The sequence below is a fragment of the Enterobacter cloacae complex sp. 2024EL-00214 genome (genome assembly GCF_043945575.1).
GTDB lineage: Bacteria > Pseudomonadota > Gammaproteobacteria > Enterobacterales > Enterobacteriaceae > Enterobacter > Enterobacter cloacae_P.
In genome coordinates this window covers 29,510-47,377 of record NZ_JBIMRC010000011.1, presented here as the reverse complement: position 1 = coordinate 47,377, position 17,868 = coordinate 29,510, and the positions used below count along the sequence as shown (strand labels likewise).

At 51.5% G+C, this 17,868-nt stretch carries 12 protein-coding genes and 2 pseudogenes; 8 read left to right on the top strand and 6 right to left on the bottom strand.

Features of this window, described 5'->3' with window-relative positions; translation table 11 throughout:
• Window position 1: 1 nt before the first annotated feature.
• Window positions 2–649 (bottom strand): L-fuculose-phosphate aldolase, encoded by a 648-nt coding sequence (gene fucA / locus ACHHZ6_RS13625; protein ID WP_182919612.1) that lies wholly within the window; start codon window positions 647–649, stop codon window positions 2–4.
• Between the two features lie 552 nt (window positions 650–1,201).
• On the opposite strand from fucA, the gene fucP reads away from it, so the two are divergent.
• From fucP to ACHHZ6_RS13595, 6 genes and pseudogenes are all read left to right on the top strand, one after another.
• Complete coding sequence (gene fucP, locus ACHHZ6_RS13620) at window positions 1,202–2,512, top strand: L-fucose:H+ symporter permease (protein ID WP_395122381.1); 1,311 nt, start codon at window positions 1,202–1,204, stop codon at window positions 2,510–2,512.
• A 31-nt stretch (window positions 2,513–2,543) separates the two neighbouring features.
• A complete protein-coding gene (fucI, locus tag ACHHZ6_RS13615; RefSeq protein ID WP_395122380.1) occupies window positions 2,544–4,319 on the top strand; it encodes an L-fucose isomerase in 1,776 nt (591 codons plus the stop codon).
• Window positions 4,320–4,422: 103 nt separating this feature from the next.
• On the top strand, window positions 4,423–5,841 hold the full coding sequence (gene fucK, locus ACHHZ6_RS13610) for an L-fuculokinase (protein WP_395122379.1): 1,419 nt from the start codon (window positions 4,423–4,425) through the stop codon (window positions 5,839–5,841).
• Window position 5,842: 1 nt separating this feature from the next.
• Window positions 5,843–6,265: an L-fucose mutarotase gene (gene fucU / locus ACHHZ6_RS13605; protein ID WP_182274161.1), complete on the top strand. Its 423-nt coding sequence runs from the start codon at window positions 5,843–5,845 to the stop codon at window positions 6,263–6,265.
• A 58-nt stretch (window positions 6,266–6,323) separates the two neighbouring features.
• The gene (gene fucR, locus ACHHZ6_RS13600) at window positions 6,324–7,046 is read left to right on the top strand and encodes an L-fucose operon activator (RefSeq protein WP_182274645.1); all 723 of its coding nucleotides are present in this window, start codon (window positions 6,324–6,326) and stop codon (window positions 7,044–7,046) included.
• A 322-nt stretch (window positions 7,047–7,368) separates the two neighbouring features.
• Window positions 7,369–7,737: pseudogene (locus tag ACHHZ6_RS13595) on the top strand (GNAT family N-acetyltransferase); the annotation flags it as partial.
• Window positions 7,738–8,808: 1,071 nt separating this feature from the next.
• Here ACHHZ6_RS13595 and ACHHZ6_RS13590 read toward each other — a convergent pair.
• From ACHHZ6_RS13590 to ACHHZ6_RS13570, 5 genes and pseudogenes are all read right to left on the bottom strand, one after another.
• The gene (locus ACHHZ6_RS13590; protein WP_395122378.1) at window positions 8,809–9,117 is read right to left on the bottom strand and encodes a hypothetical protein; all 309 of its coding nucleotides are present in this window, start codon (window positions 9,115–9,117) and stop codon (window positions 8,809–8,811) included.
• A gap of 160 nt (window positions 9,118–9,277) precedes the next feature.
• Window positions 9,278–9,490: pseudogene (locus ACHHZ6_RS13585) on the bottom strand (RHS repeat-associated core domain-containing protein); the annotation flags it as partial.
• Between the two features lie 50 nt (window positions 9,491–9,540).
• Window positions 9,541–9,855, bottom strand: coding sequence for a hypothetical protein (locus ACHHZ6_RS13580; RefSeq protein WP_395122377.1), 315 nt, complete (start codon window positions 9,853–9,855; stop codon window positions 9,541–9,543).
• A gap of 840 nt (window positions 9,856–10,695) precedes the next feature.
• On the bottom strand, window positions 10,696–14,805 hold the full coding sequence (locus ACHHZ6_RS13575) for an RHS element core protein (RefSeq protein WP_395122375.1): 4,110 nt from the start codon (window positions 14,803–14,805) through the stop codon (window positions 10,696–10,698).
• Window positions 14,806–14,872: 67 nt separating this feature from the next.
• On the bottom strand, window positions 14,873–16,978 hold the full coding sequence (locus ACHHZ6_RS13570) for a type VI secretion system Vgr family protein (RefSeq protein WP_395122374.1): 2,106 nt from the start codon (window positions 16,976–16,978) through the stop codon (window positions 14,873–14,875).
• Window positions 16,979–17,262: 284 nt separating this feature from the next.
• Here ACHHZ6_RS13570 and ACHHZ6_RS13565 point away from each other — a divergent pair, with 284 nt between their 5' ends.
• Window positions 17,263–17,385, top strand: coding sequence for a helix-turn-helix domain-containing protein (locus ACHHZ6_RS13565; RefSeq protein ID WP_395122372.1), 123 nt, complete (start codon window positions 17,263–17,265; stop codon window positions 17,383–17,385).
• 53 nt (window positions 17,386–17,438) lie between these two features.
• The gene (locus ACHHZ6_RS13560; RefSeq protein WP_395122370.1) at window positions 17,439–17,810 is read left to right on the top strand and encodes a hypothetical protein; all 372 of its coding nucleotides are present in this window, start codon (window positions 17,439–17,441) and stop codon (window positions 17,808–17,810) included.
• Window positions 17,811–17,868 lie beyond the last annotated feature (58 nt).

The window sequence follows — 17,868 nt, the reverse complement described above, 5'->3', positions numbered from 1 at the left end:
ATCACTCTTCAATACGCAGCCCATAGGTTTTGAATTTTTCCAGCACGATGGCGATAGCCTCATCATCAAGCACCGGCACCGGATCGGTAATCGCCAGCGTACTAAGATAAAGCTGAGCCAGTACCTCAACCTCATGTGCCAGCCACAGCGCCTTTTCCAGATTTTCTTCGCAGGCGATTAAACCGTGATGCTGCAACAACGTCGCTTTGCGGTTCCTGAGGACGACGGCCACATATTCTGACAGCTCGCGCGTGCCAAACGTGGCATACGGCGCACAGGGAATAGAATTGCCCCCGGCGGCGGCAATCATGTAATGAATAGCCGGGATAGCACGATTCAGGATAGACACGGCAGTACAGTGCACCGCATGGTTATGCACCACCGCATTGGCATCCGGGCGCGTCTGGTAGGCAGTCATATGGAAACGCCACTCACTGGACGGCAGTTTTCCCTGCTCATGCTGACCATCGGCATCAATATAAACGATGTGTGACTCGGTCAGTTTTTCATAGGGAATACCCGTTGGTGTGATCAGCATCCCCCCCTGATAGCGCACGCTAACGTTGCCAGCTGTTCCCTGATTCAGACCCAGTCGGGTCATCTCCAGGCAGGTATCAATAATCTGCCGAGCCAGTGTATTTCGTTCCATTTGTTACCTCTCTTGATGATTCAATAACACCAACAGAACAACTCATCTTGTTCTGTTGAATTAATCGCTAATCGTGTATTTGCTCACCATCTTCATATTGAATAATCATAAAGAAATTTTTGTAACTTTATTTTGTGATCATCATCAATTAATTACAGATAATCACTCTCCATCCGCCTTATTCATTTCATGAAAAATGACCGCTCTTAATAATATTTAACGAAACGGGCATTTTATCTGTTCACCTGTGGAAAATGCCCGTTTTCGCAGCAATAAATTAAATCGGGCATCCTCTTTGTTGTTTTTAATATTTATTTACTCAAACGGGCATTGTTTTTCATAAATTAAAGTGACAGCAATCACATAAAAATACCGCTTTGTCGTTAAGTGTGACCGTCATCATATTAAATGACCTTTTTTACTCGAAAATGAATTCATGAGTTCATTCCGACCGCCAGATTTAGGCGAGTAAGAAAAAAGAACTCTTCTTTTTTTACGGTCTGATAAGCAAGAATGGCCACACTCTGACGCTTCTGAACCAACGAGGATGTTATGGGAAACACAACAATACAAACGCAGAGTTTTCGTACGGAAAATACCGGACAAGCCCAGCGTTACATTATTCCTTTTGCGTTACTTTGCTCACTATTTTTTCTTTGGGCAGTCGCTAATAACCTGAATGACATTTTATTACCCCAGTTTCAGCAAGCCTTTACCCTGACTAACTTTCAGGCAGGTCTGATTCAATCTGCATTTTATTTCGGCTACTTCGTCATTCCTGTGCCAGCAGGAATACTGATGAAAAAGATGAGCTATAAAGCAGGTATTATTACCGGGTTATTCTTATATGCTTTTGGTGCTGCATTATTCTGGCCTGCCGCAGAAGTCATGAACTATACCCTGTTCCTGATCGGTCTGTTTATTATCGCTGCAGGATTAGGCTGTCTTGAAACCGCTGCTAATCCGTTTGTAACCGTATTAGGCCCTGAGAGTGGTGGTCATTTCCGTCTTAATCTGGCACAAACATTTAACTCCTTTGGCGCTATTATCGCTGTCGTATTTGGACAAAGTCTTATTTTGTCTAACGTGCCACATCAATCTCAGGATGTGCTCGATAAAATGACGCCAGAACAACTGAGCACCTATAAGCACAGTCTGGTGCTATCCGTACAAACGCCTTACATGATCATCGTGGCAATTGTATTGCTGGTCGCCCTGCTGATTATGTTGACTAAATTCCCGACCCTACAGAGTGACGATCATACCGACAGCACACAGAGCTCATTCGCCTCATCCCTTTCTCGTCTGGTGCGCATCCGCCACTGGCGCTGGGCGGTGCTGGCACAGTTCTGCTACGTCGGCGCACAAACCGCCTGCTGGAGCTATCTGATTCGCTACGCCATTGAAGAGATCCCTGGCATGACGCCTGGGTTCGCCGCCAACTACCTGACCGGCACCATGGTGTGCTTCTTTATCGGTCGCTTTACCGGTACCTGGCTTATCCGCCGCTTCGCACCGCATAAAGTGCTGGCAGCCTATGCTCTGCTCGCCATGCTGCTATGCCTGATTTCTGCCTTCACAGGCGGCCATGTCGGCCTGCTGGCGCTGACGCTGTGCAGCACGTTCATGTCGATTCAGTACCCGACCATCTTCTCTTTAGGGATCAAGAATCTGGGTCAGGACACCAAATACGGCTCGTCCTTCATCGTCATGACGATTATCGGCGGCGGCATTGTGACGCCCGTCATGGGCTTCGTCAGCGATGCCGCAGGCAATATTCCAGCAGCCGAGCTGGTTCCAGCCGTATGCTTTGCCGTCATCTTCATCTTTGCCCGTTTCCGTTCGCAGACGGCAACAAATTGAACATTTTTCCGAATAACGTGAGGATTCTGTAATGAAAAAAATCAGCTTACCGAAAATTGGTATTCGTCCGGTGATTGATGGTCGTCGTATGGGGGTTCGTGAGTCGCTGGAAGAGCAGACCATGAACATGGCGAAGGCTACCGCCGCGCTGCTCACCGAAAAGCTTCGTCACGCCAGCGGCGCGCAAGTTGAATGCGTCATCGCCGATAGCTGTATTGCCGGGATGGCCGAATCAGCCTCCTGTGAAGAAAAATTCAGCAGCCAGAACGTCGGTGTGACCATCACCGTGACACCATGCTGGTGCTACGGTAGCGAAACGATCGATATGGATCCGATGCGCCCGAAAGCCATCTGGGGCTTTAACGGAACCGAACGTCCGGGTGCCGTTTATCTCGCCGCCGCGCTGGCCGCGCACAGCCAGAAAGGCATTCCAGCCTTCTCTATCTATGGTCATGATGTACAGGACGCTGACGACACCTCAATTCCTGCTGACGTTGAAGAAAAACTGCTGCGCTTTGCGCGTGCTGGTTTAGCCGTCGCCAGCATGAAGGGGAAGAGCTATCTCTCCGTTGGCGGCGTTTCAATGGGGATTGCCGGTTCCATCGTCGACCACAACTTCTTCGAATCCTGGCTGGGCATGAAGGTACAAGCGGTCGATATGACCGAGCTGCGCCGCCGTATTGACCAGAAAATCTACGATGAAACCGAGCTGGAAATGGCGCTGGCGTGGGCGGACCAAAACTTCCGCTACGGCGAAGACCAGAACGCTCAGCAGTATAAGCGCAATGAAGCGCAGAGCCATGAGGTGCTGAAAGAGAGCCTGCTGATGGCGATGTGTATTCGCGACATGATGCAGGGTAATCAAAAGCTGGCGGAAAAAGGGCTGGTTGAAGAGTCCCTGGGCTACAACGCCATTGCGGCAGGCTTCCAGGGTCAGCGCCACTGGACCGATCAATACCCTAATGGCGATACTGCTGAAGCGCTGCTCAACAGCTCCTTTGACTGGAACGGCGTGCGTGAACCCTTTATCGTCGCAACCGAAAACGACAGTCTCAACGGCGTGGCGATGCTGATGGGCCACCAGTTGACCGGCACCGCGCAGGTGTTCGCCGACGTGCGCACCTACTGGTCTCCGGAAGCGGTAGAACGCGTGACCGGGCAACCACTCAGTGGGCTGGCCGAACACGGTATTATCCACCTGATTAACTCCGGCTCTGCGGCACTGGACGGCTCGTGCAAACAGCGCGGCAGCGATGGTAAACCAACGATGAAGCCACACTGGGAAATCAGCCAGCAGGAGGCTGATGCCTGCCTGGCAGCCACCGAATGGTGCCCGGCGATCCACGAATACTTCCGCGGCGGCGGCTTTTCCTCCCGCTTCCTGACCGAAGGCGGCGTGCCATTCACCATGACCCGCGTGAATATCATTAAAGGCCTTGGTCCGGTGCTGCAGATTGCAGAAGGATGGAGCATAGAATTACCGAAAGAGATGCACGACCAGCTCGACGCCCGTACCAACTCAACCTGGCCGACGACCTGGTTTGCACCGCGGTTGACCGGTAAAGGGCCATTTACCGATGTTTATTCCGTGATGGCTAACTGGGGGGCAAACCACGGCGTACTGACCATCGGCCACGTCGGCTCCGACTTCATTACCCTGGCATCAATGCTACGTATTCCGGTCTGCATGCATAACGTGGAAGAATCGAAGGTTTATCGCCCTTCCTCCTGGGCCGCGCACGGAATGGATAGCGAAGGTCAGGATTACCGCGCCTGCCAAAACTACGGTCCACTGTACAAACGTTAATCCCGACGTCTTTGCCCGGGAGCGCAAGCTTACCGGGCCGACAAAATACCGAATAGTAGGCCGGATAAGCGCAGCGCTATCCGGCAACGTTTCAGGAGTTGTTATGAAACAAGATGTTATTCTGGTTCTCGACTGTGGTGCGACCAACATCCGGGCCATTGCCGTTGACCGTCATGGCAAAATTGTCGCCCGCGCCGCCACGGCAAATGCCAGCGAAATCGCCGTAGAGAATAGCGCCTGGCATCAGTGGTCTCTGGATGCCATTATGCAGCGCTTCGCAGACTGCTGCCGAACGCTGACGACGGAACTGGCAAACTGTCGCATTCGCGGCGTAACGGTGACCACTTTCGGCGTCGACGGCGCACTGGTCGATGAGCGCGGCAAGCTGCTCTACCCGATCATCAGCTGGAAATGTCCACGCACTGCCGAAGTGATGAAAAATATCGACCGATTGCTGTCACCTCAGCGGCTTCAGGACATTTCCGGTGTCGGTGCATTTGGCTTCAACACCCTCTATAAGCTAGTGTGGCTAAAAGAAAATCATCCACAGCTGTTGGAACAGGCACATGCCTGGCTGTTTATTTCTTCGCTGATTAACCACCGCCTGACCGGGGAATTCACCACCGACATGACTATGGCGGGAACCAGCCAGATGCTGGATATTCAGTGGCGTGATTTCAGCGGCGAAATTTTGCAGGCTGCCGGTTTGACGCGCCGACTGTTTCCACGTCTGGTCGAAGCTGGCGAGCTAATCGGGGCGTTACAACCAGAGGCTGCCCGTCTGCTTGGCCTCCCCACCGGGATCCCGGTCATTTCAGCCGGACACGATACCCAGTTTGCCCTATTTGGTGCAGGTGCCAGACAGGATGAACCCGTGCTCTCATCCGGGACGTGGGAGATCCTGATGGTACGCAGCGCGCAGGTCGATACACCGCTGCTCAGCCACTACGCTGGTTCAACGTGCGAGCTGGACAGCCAGCCTGACCTGTATAACCCCGGCATGCAGTGGCTGGCATCAGGTGTGCTCGAATGGGTGCGCAAACTACTGTGGACGGAAGAGACGCCCTGGCAAACGCTGATTGAAGCTGCTCGCCTCATTCCCGAAGGGGCCGAGGGCGTGAAAATGCACTGCGATCTCCTCGCCTGCCAGAATGCAGGCTGGCAGGGCGTCACGCTCAACACCACGCGAGGCCACTTTTATCGTGCTGCTCTGGAAGGTCTCACCAGACAGCTGGCGCAGAATCTGCGTACGCTGGAGGCAATCGGCCACTTCAACACGACCGAACTGCTGCTGGTCGGCGGCGGTAGCCGCAACACGCTGTGGAACCAGATAAAAGCCAATATGCTCGATATTCCCATCAAGGTACTCGACGACGCCGAAACCACAGTGGCTGGCGCAGCTATGTTTGGCTGGTACGGCATTGGCGAATTTACCAGCCCGGAACAGGCCAGAGCGCAGGTGAACTATCAGTACCGCTACTTCTATCCACAAACTGAACCCGAACTGATTGAGGGCGTTTGAGATGCTAAAAACGATTTCACCATTGATTTCCCCAGAACTGCTGAAAGTGTTGGCCGGGATGGGCCACGGCGATGAGATTATTTTTTCTGATGCCCACTTCCCCGCTCACAGCATGGGACCGCAGGTTATTCGCGCTGATGGGCTGAAGGTCAGTGACCTGCTGCAGGCAATCATTCCGCTGTTTGAACTCGACTGCTACGCGCCGCCGCTGGTGATGATGGCCGCAGTAGAGGGTGATTCCCTCGACCCCACCGTCGAAGCTCGCTATCGCGATGCGCTTTCTCTGCAATCCCCTTGCCCGGAGATCATCCGCATTGACCGCTACGCGTTTTACGAACGCGCGCGAAAAACCTTTGCGATCGTTATCACAGGTGAGTGTGCTAAGTACGGGAATATTCTTTTAAAAAAAGGAGTGACGCCATAATCTCATGCTGGTGCGCTCGCCTGACGCGGGCGCGTATCGAATGATGGGGCGAGAAAAGATGAAAGCGGCACGCCAGCAAGCGATAGTAAACCTGCTGATCCAGCATAAAAGCCTGACGACGGAAGCCTTAGCCGCCCAGCTTCACGTCAGCAAAGAGACCATTCGCCGCGATCTCAGCGAACTACAGATTCAGGGGAAAGTTCTGCGCAACCACGGCCGGGCTAAATACATTCATCGGGAAAACCAGGACTGTGGTGACCCTTTCCATATGCGTCTAAAGAGCCACTTTGCACATAAAGCCGATATCGCCAGAGAAGCGCTGGCCTGGATCGATGCCGGGATGGTCATAGCCTTAGACGCCAGTTCGACCTGCTGGTATCTGGCACGGCAGTTGCCGGACATCGATCTTCAGGTTTTTACCAACAGCCACCCAATCTGCCTGGAGTTGGGTAAACGTGAACAGATTCAGCTCATCAGTTCCGGCGGTAAGCTCGAACGTAAATACGGTTGCTACGTCAATCCCTCGCTGATTTCACAGCTCAAGTCGCTGGAGATCGACCTGTTTATTTTTTCCTGCGAAGGGATAGACAGCCACGGAGGGTTGTGGGATTCCAATATGGTCAATGCCAGCTTCAAATCGCTGCTGCTTAAGTACGCATCTCAGTCTTTATTGCTGGTTGATAAAAGTAAGTTTAATCGTTCGGGGGAGGCTCGTTTTGGACATCTGGATGAAGTGACACATATTGTGTCTGATACAAAGCTGTTTAACATAGGGAGTTAAGGGCTCAGACCTGCCGCAGGTTCGAATCATCTATATCGCAGATAGCAAAAAAGCGCCTTTAGGGCGCTTTTTTACATTGGTGGGTCGTGCAGGATTCTGGTTTAAATCCTAATTCTTTGAAAAGAAAGAAAAACACACAACCAACTCGCTTACTGTTGGCCTAAGTATAGGCCCATTTTTGAAAGCTACAAACAATAGTCTGATTCATATGGTTTAACCGCGTAATTTTTAGACGTTGAGAGTATTGCTGACATACATAGGGACATAATGCCAATTTGCCTGCATCAGCATAGCTCAACACAAATTGTCGCCCTACCATCTTCGCACTTTTGTTTGCTGCGACAGTGATGCTAAGGTACTGGCGTATTACTCGCTGGCGTCCAGCACTGTAACCACTAATACCGCACCGGGTCGCTTTCGCCGCAACATGCCTGATCCCATCCCGGTTGTGGTGCTGGGACGTCTGGCGGTGGATCAATCATTGCGAGGGCAGGGTATTGGACGGGCGCTAGTGCGCGATGCCGGGCTGCGGGTGATGCAGGTGGCTGACACTATCGGTATTCGCGGAATGCTGGTTCATGCGCTGCCTGATGAGGCGCGGGCGTTTTACCTGAAAGTGGGTTTTGAGCCGTCGCCGATGGATTCGATGATGCTGATGGTGACGCCGGGAGATCTTAATAAGTGTGGCTAAATCTTCTTTTAACAGTTTCCTGAATGATTATTCATAAGGAAGATGCCATAAGATAGATGTCACAGATAAAAATAAACAGCGAAGCAAGTATCATATTTCCTATTGAGTTTTTTGTTCCCTGGAGTATGATAAAGCAAAATAAATGGAGGTTGTTATGTGCGAAAGTATATTAAGAAACTCCTTTTTTGATAATAATGAGACTATCCTGAGAAATAGCCATCATCTGTCTGTAGAACTACCGTCCCCCCCCAATCCGACACCGAGTTATTCAGGTCGCTAACTCCCGGAGAGATAAAACTGGCGCAGACTGTCTTTCAAAATATTATCGACTATGACAGAGTAAAGATATACTGTCATAGCAGTCAATCCCGAACACAACCCAGAATTATCACTACCACTAAAAATGGGAACGTGCTTTTAAGCGTGAATGAATACCGACCTGATTCTTCTGGTGATTATACAAGTCATCATGATTCTGTAAAATATCCTCATTTGTTTATCTTCGCGATGTCTTTTGTCTGGCAGTACTTCAGATATGATTCTTCTTTTTGTGACCCATATGAATCATCAATCTGGTGTAATTATAAATTAGATGAACCATCATTCATCTTTTATACTATGGAGCAACAAGCTTCAATTATTTCTGATTACTGGTTGATAAACAAATATGATATTGTGGAGTATGAAAAACTAAGCAATTATAAATAATATGATAAATTTGGAGTAGATGTCAAAAAAGATTTATTGATGAACTATGAATCTATGCTAAGAATGCATATTCGGTATATCAGATAAAGTATTTATGATATTTGCACATATATTATTATCCTGTTCAGTAAGTAGTAAGACTGTGTAAACTGTTACCTTGTCCGGAGAATGACTACGACTGAGGGAAGGATAACCCATTGCGCTGAAAGCGTAAGATGAGTTCCTATTCAACAGGTTCCCCCACTTGTCATATTCCCCTCGCCATGCAATTCTGTTGACCGAGTTAATAAGCGTTAGCGGTGACTCTTGGTGTTGGTGTTGGTGTTGGTGTTGGTGTTGGTGTTGGTGTTGGTGTTGGTGTTATTATTGTAAATCAACAGTGATTACTTTGTCACCGGAGTAAGTGAAGAGCACAGCACCAACGTAAGTGCCCTCGCCAGGTTTCTTAATCACCTCCAGGCCCGCTTGCTTTGCAGCAAGCAAGACCTGCTCCTGTGAAGTTGACTTCAGCAATAAAGGCATTAATTTTTTTAGGTCGGAAGTCTGTCGATTCCGATAGTGAATTTCATCCGCCCCATAAGTTATCGTCACGCCCAAATCAAATACACGATAAAGCAGAACAGCATTTAGCAAGACTGAGCATAATAGTGCAAGTCTAATTACTCTCCCCATTGTATCCCCCTACGGAATTATTTTGTGCCCGCTGTTGCGGCATCATGTGCAAAAGTCTTGCAATTGTTTCCTGTCAAACTATAGTAGTTATGGTTTTCACTAAAGTCTTCGGCATATTTATTCGAGTCATTATAATCAGTGTCAGAATAATATATTGGCGTTACAGCCGAACCATGACCATAGTTTTCCGAGGTGATCTCAACCCTATCGGATCTAGCGTGATATACTTTCCCTGCTGCGGGTCAAGATATCTGTGACGATTATAGTACAGTCCTGTTTCTTTATCCCACTGCTGCCCCGGCAGCCGGATAAGCTGTTGCAGATTATGCGGGTTATTCCCCCGCAGTATATTCCCCCATTCATCAGACTCCGCGCTCTACGCAACATATCCGTTAACGCCAACCAGCGCCGGCAATACAATAATTAATTATGTTTTTGTATCAATCGCTCAATCTCTTCATCGAAATTATCTGATTTCTTTATGTATTTTATCACATCGTGGGTTAAAAATGGATCTGGATCAACAAATGCAAGTTCTACCAATATAACGAGTCTTTCTCTTGAGGGTTTTTTCTTCAACCACCAATGAAATGCACCATTTCGATCATGTTCTGAGCTTTCCTCATGCCCCAATTTATAACCTTTTAATTGCTCAAAAAACAACTCATATGGATACATGTCATATTTTAACCACTCTATTGGAAATGACATTAACGCTAAAAAATCTTCTTTTTCCATAAACCCTCATGAAGTTTATACTGGATCAGCATCGGCGTAATGTATTTCACCACCTAACATCTTAAATGCCTAACACATAAGTGGGTCACCTTGTAGACAACCTTCTCGTGCTGCCCCTAATGATATATATTGTAATAAAAAGAACTCCTCACTTAATAAGCGGCCAAATTTAAAAATCTGCTTTTGCCTCGTTGATATAACTTTCTTACTTGCATCGGATAATCTCTTACAAAATGAATTCTGCTCTTTTGTCATTTTTACTGCATCAGCTTCAGAGAGTGGATTCCAACTCTCTGTACTCACTCGTAGTCCATCATTCTTATCAAAATGAATATAGTCTAGGGCATGATCTGGCCGAAAATCTGTTGCTTCCGGTCCCGGATTGGTATGAACAGATGTATTACCATTGGCTCCAGGAATGCCTTGTCCAACATTGACTAATCCTAACGGATCAATTCCCTGTGCTGGATTTAACGGGGACGGATTCAGCCCTCCATCAGCCCAATCGGGTCCTGAGTGATATACTGCCCAATTCCAGAGTCGTAATACCGGTGTCGGTTATAAAAAACGACTCCTCATCATAATTATTCTAATTGCTAAAAAAATAACGATAAATTATGTTATAGATAACATATGCGGCACTAATTAAAAATACAAATGAGCAATAACGCAACCATCCGCCACCTGGATATAATGACAGAGATATAATAATTGATATTACAACGCATATTATTGCGATAGCGAATAATTTATGATACACATTGTTATTAATAGCAGTTACGTTAATCACTATTAAGGCAATGATGGATAAAATCAATCCTATACTAAAAAATAAAATTTTCACTGTGATGTTCCACTGTTTGTTGTAGTACTGCTTCCCCTTGACGAGGATGCCCCTACACCCATTGTAGTAATAGCCCCTTTTCTTTCTGGTGGAGTAGCAGATTGACCAGGAGCTGATTTGAACTGACGTTGACTCCAGCTACGACAAATATCATCATAACCATAGTAGCTTCGCTCACCAATTTTTTTATCCATCATCGACTTGAAGATTTTATCTTGCTCAGCATTTGTTTTTTTATAATCGACTATTACCCCTCCATGTGATGTATCCTTATAAACCTCACCGTGCGGGAAGTCACCCATCCCATAACTATATGAATCATAAACTCCATTTGGGTCACCAACATTTACACTTTGATGAAGGTCTGGTTCACTTGGTGCCGCGCCCTCTAACCAAATATCCAGTCCCTTGGGGTCAATAAACTTTATTGGATTATTAAATACATAACTATATAGGTTCCAGCCCCCCATCAACCCTATCGGATCCTGAGTAATATACCTCCCCTGCAACGGCTCGAGATACCGGTGACGATTATAGTACAGCCCCGTCTCTTTATCCCACTGTTGTCCTGGCAGCCGGATAAGCTGTTGCAGATGATGCGGATTATCCTCACGCAGCATATTTCCCCATTCATCAAACTCCGCGCTCCACGCAACATATCCATTGACATCAATCAGCGCCAGCGGCAGTCCCCGGTGGTCACAGTGGTACAGGTGGATTTTCCTCACCGGCATGTGCTCCGGTTCCACCTGATTTTTCATCTGTTCCGCAGTCAACCCACACTGCGCCAGCCATGCCTGGTTTTGTTCGCTTATCTGATTCGTTTTCAGTTCCCCCTCCAGATTATCCAGCATCGCCACCAGTTCCGGCATAAACACCATCCCCGCGTCCTGCTGGAGTTTTTCCGCCAGCGTGCGACGGATTGCTTTTGTCAGTTCAACCGTAGCGGTTTCAATGCGAATGAGTGGCGTAAATGTTCCCGGCTGGTACACCGTCTGGATACGGGCGGCGTCTGTCTGCGTAGTGGTCAGACGGTCTCCATTCCAGCCGTACCACACGGCTTCCTTCAGTTCCGGCTGTGTGCATGAACCATCATGGTACACCGTACATGTCCATATCCGTTTACCGGTGCGACGGCCCAGCGGGTCATAAGTATAACGGCTCTCCGTCAGCGTGTTGCCGTTATGTATCTGTCGGTAGCGCGTGAGTCTGTGCTGATTATCGTAATCGTAATAATAGACGAAGCCGCCGCCATTTCGGACACGTCGCTCATCCTTTTCCGTCAGCCTGCCGTGTTCGTCATGGTGGTAAAAGTAATCCGCGTCCTGGGCGATGCGGTTGTCGCGCCAGACCTCCGGCAGCATCGGGTATTTATCCCGCTCCGCTATCCGATTGCCTGCCGGGTCGGTGAGCGTCCACTGCGTAAGGTCATGGTGCGGGGATTTGATATGCGTGCTAACCAGTCGCCCGGCGTCGCTGTACTGATAATCGCGTTGTTCATGCGGGCCGCTGATACGGATAAGCTGCCCGGCATCATTCCAGGTGTAGTCACGGTTAAGCTGCGGTTTGTTAAAATGGTAACTCTGTAGCTGACCTGCTGGTGTGTACGCCGTGGTTCTTTCGTACTGACCGAAGCTGAGCAGCGTTTCGCGGTGCAGGCGGTCGCGGGTGAAATCAATCAGAGGTTCGTCACCAAGCTTCATTCCGGCAATATAGCCGGAGCCGTAAGTGAGCCATTCCACCGGCGACAGGTGGTCGGGGGTGGTGATGGTCGCCAGCCCCTTATCACTGTAATCCTGCTTCGTGTCGTGCTGCCACAGCAGTTCGCCGGTTTCCGGGTGATGCACCGTCTGGCGTTCGCTGATAAGGCGGCCCCGGTTGTCATGACCGTAATGCACGGCGACGCGCCGTCCGTCGCTGAGGTGACTGATGACTGTCAGCCAGCCACGTTCGTTGTAGAACCACTGTTCTGCCGGTTCGTCGTTCACGGTTCTGTATGTCAGCCGGTCAGATTCATCGTAATGCCACGCCGTGACAAGGCTTTCATCCTCGCTGCGCACAAGCTGTCCGGTCGCGCTGTAACGGTAACGCTTCACCCTGCCGTCAAAACCGGTTTCCTGCGTCAGCCTGTCCAGCACATCGTAAGTGAATGCCGTATGGCTGCCGTTTTCACTGGTCAGTTGCGTCACCCGGCCTGCGGCGTCGTATTCCATCCGGCGCGTCAGCCCACCCTGTGTGGTGCTGATGGCGTTGCCCCGATTATCGTGGGTGGTTTCGCTGCGGCTGCCGTCAGGAGAAATGACTGCCGTCAGGTCTCCCGCCACATTGTATTCGTAACGGGTTTCCTGCTCTGCGGTATTCCGCTGGCTGACCAGTCTGCCGCGATTATCATAAACCCGGTACAGGCTTAACCCTTCCTCCTGATGCGTCGCCATGAGCTGCCCGAAACGGTCATATTCATAACGGGTTTCATAACCGGAGCAGTCGGTGAAGGTCAGCAACTGCCCGTAGCGGCTCCACACCATCTGTTTTTTGCTGCCAGTGGCGTCTTCGGTGGCGCAGGGATGTTCACTGCGCGGGTCAGCATAAAAGTAACGGGTTGTACTGCCGTTGCGCGTCGTTTCGGCAATCAGCCTGCCCAGGTCATCGTATTCCTGCCGGTTTTTCAGCCCGTCCGGGTACAGCGTGCTGGTCAGCTGGCGCTGGCTGTTGTGGTAAAGTTCGGTGCGCCTGCCGTCCGGTGTGATAATTTCTTTCAGCAGGCCGGAGCCGGGACTCAGGCGATATTTCGTTTTACGGCCCGCCGCATCTGTCTGCGCAATAAGCCTGCCTGCGGGGTCATATTCGCTGTGCGTGGCGCTGCCGTCTGCGCGCTCCTGCTTCACCACCCGCTTCAGTCCACCGTCACCTTCAGTGTGCAGCACTTCACGGCGGTTCAGACTGTCGGTGATGGTGATACTGTTTTTTTCGTATGCATAGGCGTAGCTTAAGCCTGCCGGGTTACGCTGCGCCACGACTCGTCCGGTAGCATCGTAGCGATAGCGTATTTCCGGCCTGCCCGCATGATGGTGCGCCACCATTCGGCCCGGGTATTTTTCGTCATAAGTAAAGGCGCGCACGGCTGTGTTGCTGTGGTCATATACCGTCACCAGTTCACCGCGCGGTGAATAGGCATAACGCGCCAGCGGCTGTGCAGGCAGGTCATCCGGGTATTCCGGGTCGCGGGTGAGCCACACTTCCGCCAGGCGAACACCGTCGTCTGCGCCGTACTCCGTGGCGGGCAGCACATCAGGAATTGGCGGCTGTTTTGCGGCAGCGGCCTGTTTGCGGTACTGCTCCGCCCGTTGCGCCTGCGTGGTCAGCACCAGCCGGAACCGGCGGCCTGCGCCATCCGTCACGCCGGTGATATTTCCTGCGAACTCACCGGCGGCGGCGCGGTGGAAAACCATTACCCGCCCGAAATTATCCACCAGCGCGGTCAGCACCCGGTACGGCGGCAGTGGGGCGGGCAGCGCTTCATCCGGTTCAGGAATACGCTCACTCCAGCCCAGTATCCACCACGGCCCCTGAACGCTGTTAGTGGCGAGGTAAACATGCGGGCTGATGCGCAGAGCTTCCGGCAACCGCTGCCAGAGAAGATGCAGCAGATTGCTTTCATGCAGTACCGGAGCGCCGCCCCGCGCCAGCCAGAACGCTTCGCTACGGCTGAATGCTGTTTCACCGGGGAACAGCGGGTCAAAGTGAATGCTGCGCCCGCCGTTGTCGTTGAGTATCAGTTCATCTTCGCGTATCTGTAAGCGGATATCGAAAGGTGCTTTCCAGCCGGGGCCGAAAATCCCCACCGGTGCGGGCGTTTTCGTCCGGTAGCTGCTGTAAGAGCGGGAAAGCACAAACGGCAACGGGCCGGGCAGGGCAAAATCGGTTTCGCCGGGCTGCACCTTAGCGCCCAGCAGCGGGTTGACCGGGTTGCCGGAGGTCATGCCGCCGGGACACACCGAACAGGCAACTCCCGTAGGCGCGCCAATCATCACCCCTGCCGACCCCTGGATTATCGGGCCCCCCTTCAGGGTGCCGTCGCCCTGCCGCGCCGCCGGTTTTCCGCTCATGTTCCCGTCCTTTTTATCTCTTATTGTTTTTCTCTGAAATATCGTCTTATTACCGGTGTTAAATCACTCAGTACTGCCGCATATCCGGCGGCTGGTGGCTGTCTTCCTCCGGCGCTTTCGGCGGGTCTTCCGCTGCGCCGCAGTTCCAGTTAATCATCAGCGCGTCGCCGCTGAGCGTCTGTACGCCCTGGAGATTAATGGCTGTACCGTTAAGGAATATTTTGCCGTCCTGTGTCAGTACCAGCCGGGCCTGCCCGCAGCGCAGTTCCAGATGTTCCCCGGCGGAATAGACCGCCACCTTCCCGGCGCTCTCGGTTTTGCTTTTACCCACAGTGAAGGTGGCGTTTTCCCCGACGCTGACGTTATAGCCTTTGCCGACCAGCAGCGATTTATAGATACCGACCTGCGAGGACTGCGTCAGCGCCACCGAGGTGTTCATCACGCCGCCCACCGTGGTCTGGTATGCCACCCCGACCGTCAGCGCCCGCGCCACGCCCACCGTTTCCGCCTGGTTCTGGCCGACAGTAATGCTCTGATTCTGGCCCACAGTTTCTTTCTGGTTCTGTACCACCGTCTGCACCTGATTCTGCTTCACGGTGATGACCTGGTTGCCGCCGATGGTTTCGCGGTGGTTTGCCGTCACATCAGTGGTACGGTTATTCAGTACATCGGTATCCATATCTTTTTGCGCATGGATATAAACCTGCTCCTGCCCGGTGGCATCTTCAAAGCGCAGCTCATTAAAGCCGTCGCCCTTATACGTTTTCGACCGGATGGTCATCTGCGTCTTCGTTCCCGGCAGGCTGCCCGGTGAACGGTTATCCTGGTGATAGGTGCGCCCCATGATGAGGGGCTGGTCAGGGTCGCCATTGAGGAAGTCCACGATAACCTCCTGACCCACGCGCGGAATGGCGAGATTGCCGAATCCGGCACCTGCCCATGCCTGCGATACCCGCACCCAGCAGGAGCTGTCCTCGTTCCCCGGACAGTAACGGTCCCAGTGAAAGCGCACCCGCACCCGGCCATGTTCGTCGCAGAAAATCTCTTCTCCCGGCGGTCCGGTAACGATGGCGCTCTGCGGGCCGTCCACCTTCGGTTTCAGCAGGGGCTGCGGTCGCCAGGTCCGGTCTGCGGGGATAACCTCAAACTGATTATCCAGCGTGGTGCCCTGTCCCCGGCTGCCTTTCAGCGCCTGTGGTTGTTTGCCCGTCAGAACGGAACTGATAACCTGCCATTGCCGGTTAAGCTCCCTGACCGGATGCCCGGTAAGCGTAAAAATGACGCCCGGCCATAATGTCGGTGAATTGCTGACGCAGGAGGCTGTCTCCGCATTGTTGCGCCAGCCCTCCATCTGATAACGGGCGAAATCCTGCCCGTGCTGTTCATCCTTGAACCGTCCCGGATAATCGAAGACCTCATACTGCGTGCGCTGGCCGTTCAGGTGTTCGCCGTCACACCCGTAATACGCCGGCCATCCCGGCACCTTAAAGGTGTAGTCCTGGGTTTCCACCGAAGAGGGGCGTATCTGCGCCTGGTAACTGAATGTACTGACAGTCAGGGGCAAAAGAGTGGTCGTGGGGTTGGGGTTAAAGGGGATTTCATCCGTGCGGGACAGCCCGGCCATATCATCGCACAACGTTAGTGTCTGCGTGTCGGCAACGTGCCGGTCAAAAAAGAAAATCCCTTCCTCCGACCACAGGCGGGTGAGAAATGCCAGGTCGGTCTCGCCGTACTGCACGCAAAATTCCCGCGCCGGGTGATCTTCATAAAACAGCGATTCCCAGCCTGTGATACCGTTTTCCTCCAGCAGCGTGGTGGAAATGGTCTGAATATCCTGCTGCTGGAAGATACGGAAATTTTGTCGCAGCCCGGCGCGCCACAGGGGAGGGTTGATGGTCAGGCTGTAGCACATCTGCCAGCCGTTGTACTCTTTCATCCCGAAGCGGGTGACAATGCCGCTGATACGGCGCTGTGGTGTATCGCCCTGCCAGACAGTCAGGGTGGCATTCTTTTCCAGTACGTTTTCCGCTGCCTGTCCGAAAGAGTCACTGGCGACTTCAATGTCCAGAGTAAACGGGGATAAATAACGCTGTTTCAGCAGAAAGCTCACCACGGCGAAGGTTTTTGACCCCAGACCATCCACGTCCAGTGTGAAACGTAAACCTGTCGACATAAGTGCCTCCCTGAATCAATAAAACGGGGCATTTCCGCAGGCATCGCAACAGGCGTTATCTGGTCTTCTGACTTATCTGCGAATAACCGGGAAAATGATTAGCATTACTGATAAATAATATCCCATTTAAAAACGACCCCCTGTCCTGTTTTATGATTTCTGTCAATGAATTATGAATTTCGTTTTTATTTATTTTAAAAATGTATTTTATTTTTACTTAAGTGATGTGAATACATAATCATCCTGGCGCTCCTGAATGTCGCCCTGTCGCACACTTCCTCACTGTGGGGCTGGTGTCTTCCACGCTGGCACACGCGCTCTGGCCCAAAGGGGAGAAGATGATCGTGAACGCGCCGGGCATGACGCCGAAAGAGGACTGGTCCTCGCGCTACCGTGATGTAAAGTAAAACCAGCTCTCCCGCTCTTTCGGCGGCTTTGCTGGCGGGAGACGGCAGGCGAGGTGCGTCAGCATCTCACGAATAAATCTTTTAAATCCGAAAACAGTTTTTCCTTTTTTTGCACCAGCAGCATTCACGTAACTTTTTCCCTGCAACAAGCTGCCTTTATGGCAGTCCCTTACGCTTCAGACCTGAAAGAAGCGCCTGAGCCATCAGGATGGTCGTCCTCCCTTACGGCGGCTGCCTTTGAAAACCGCCGGGTCACGACTCCATCGTGGCTAAGGTCTCACTTCATTCATCGTTACTGCATCACACTGCCGGTTTTTCACCGGAGAAATCTGCACCAGCTCACACACCTGCTGATATTCAGCACCCTTAACATTTACGGGCTGCAGCCTGCATTGCCGTCAGGCTTTGCTGCCGCGTGGCCGTAAAATTGCACCAGCTCTCGTGTTCCACGAGCACAAGGCCCAACTCAGGCGTCACTTTGTC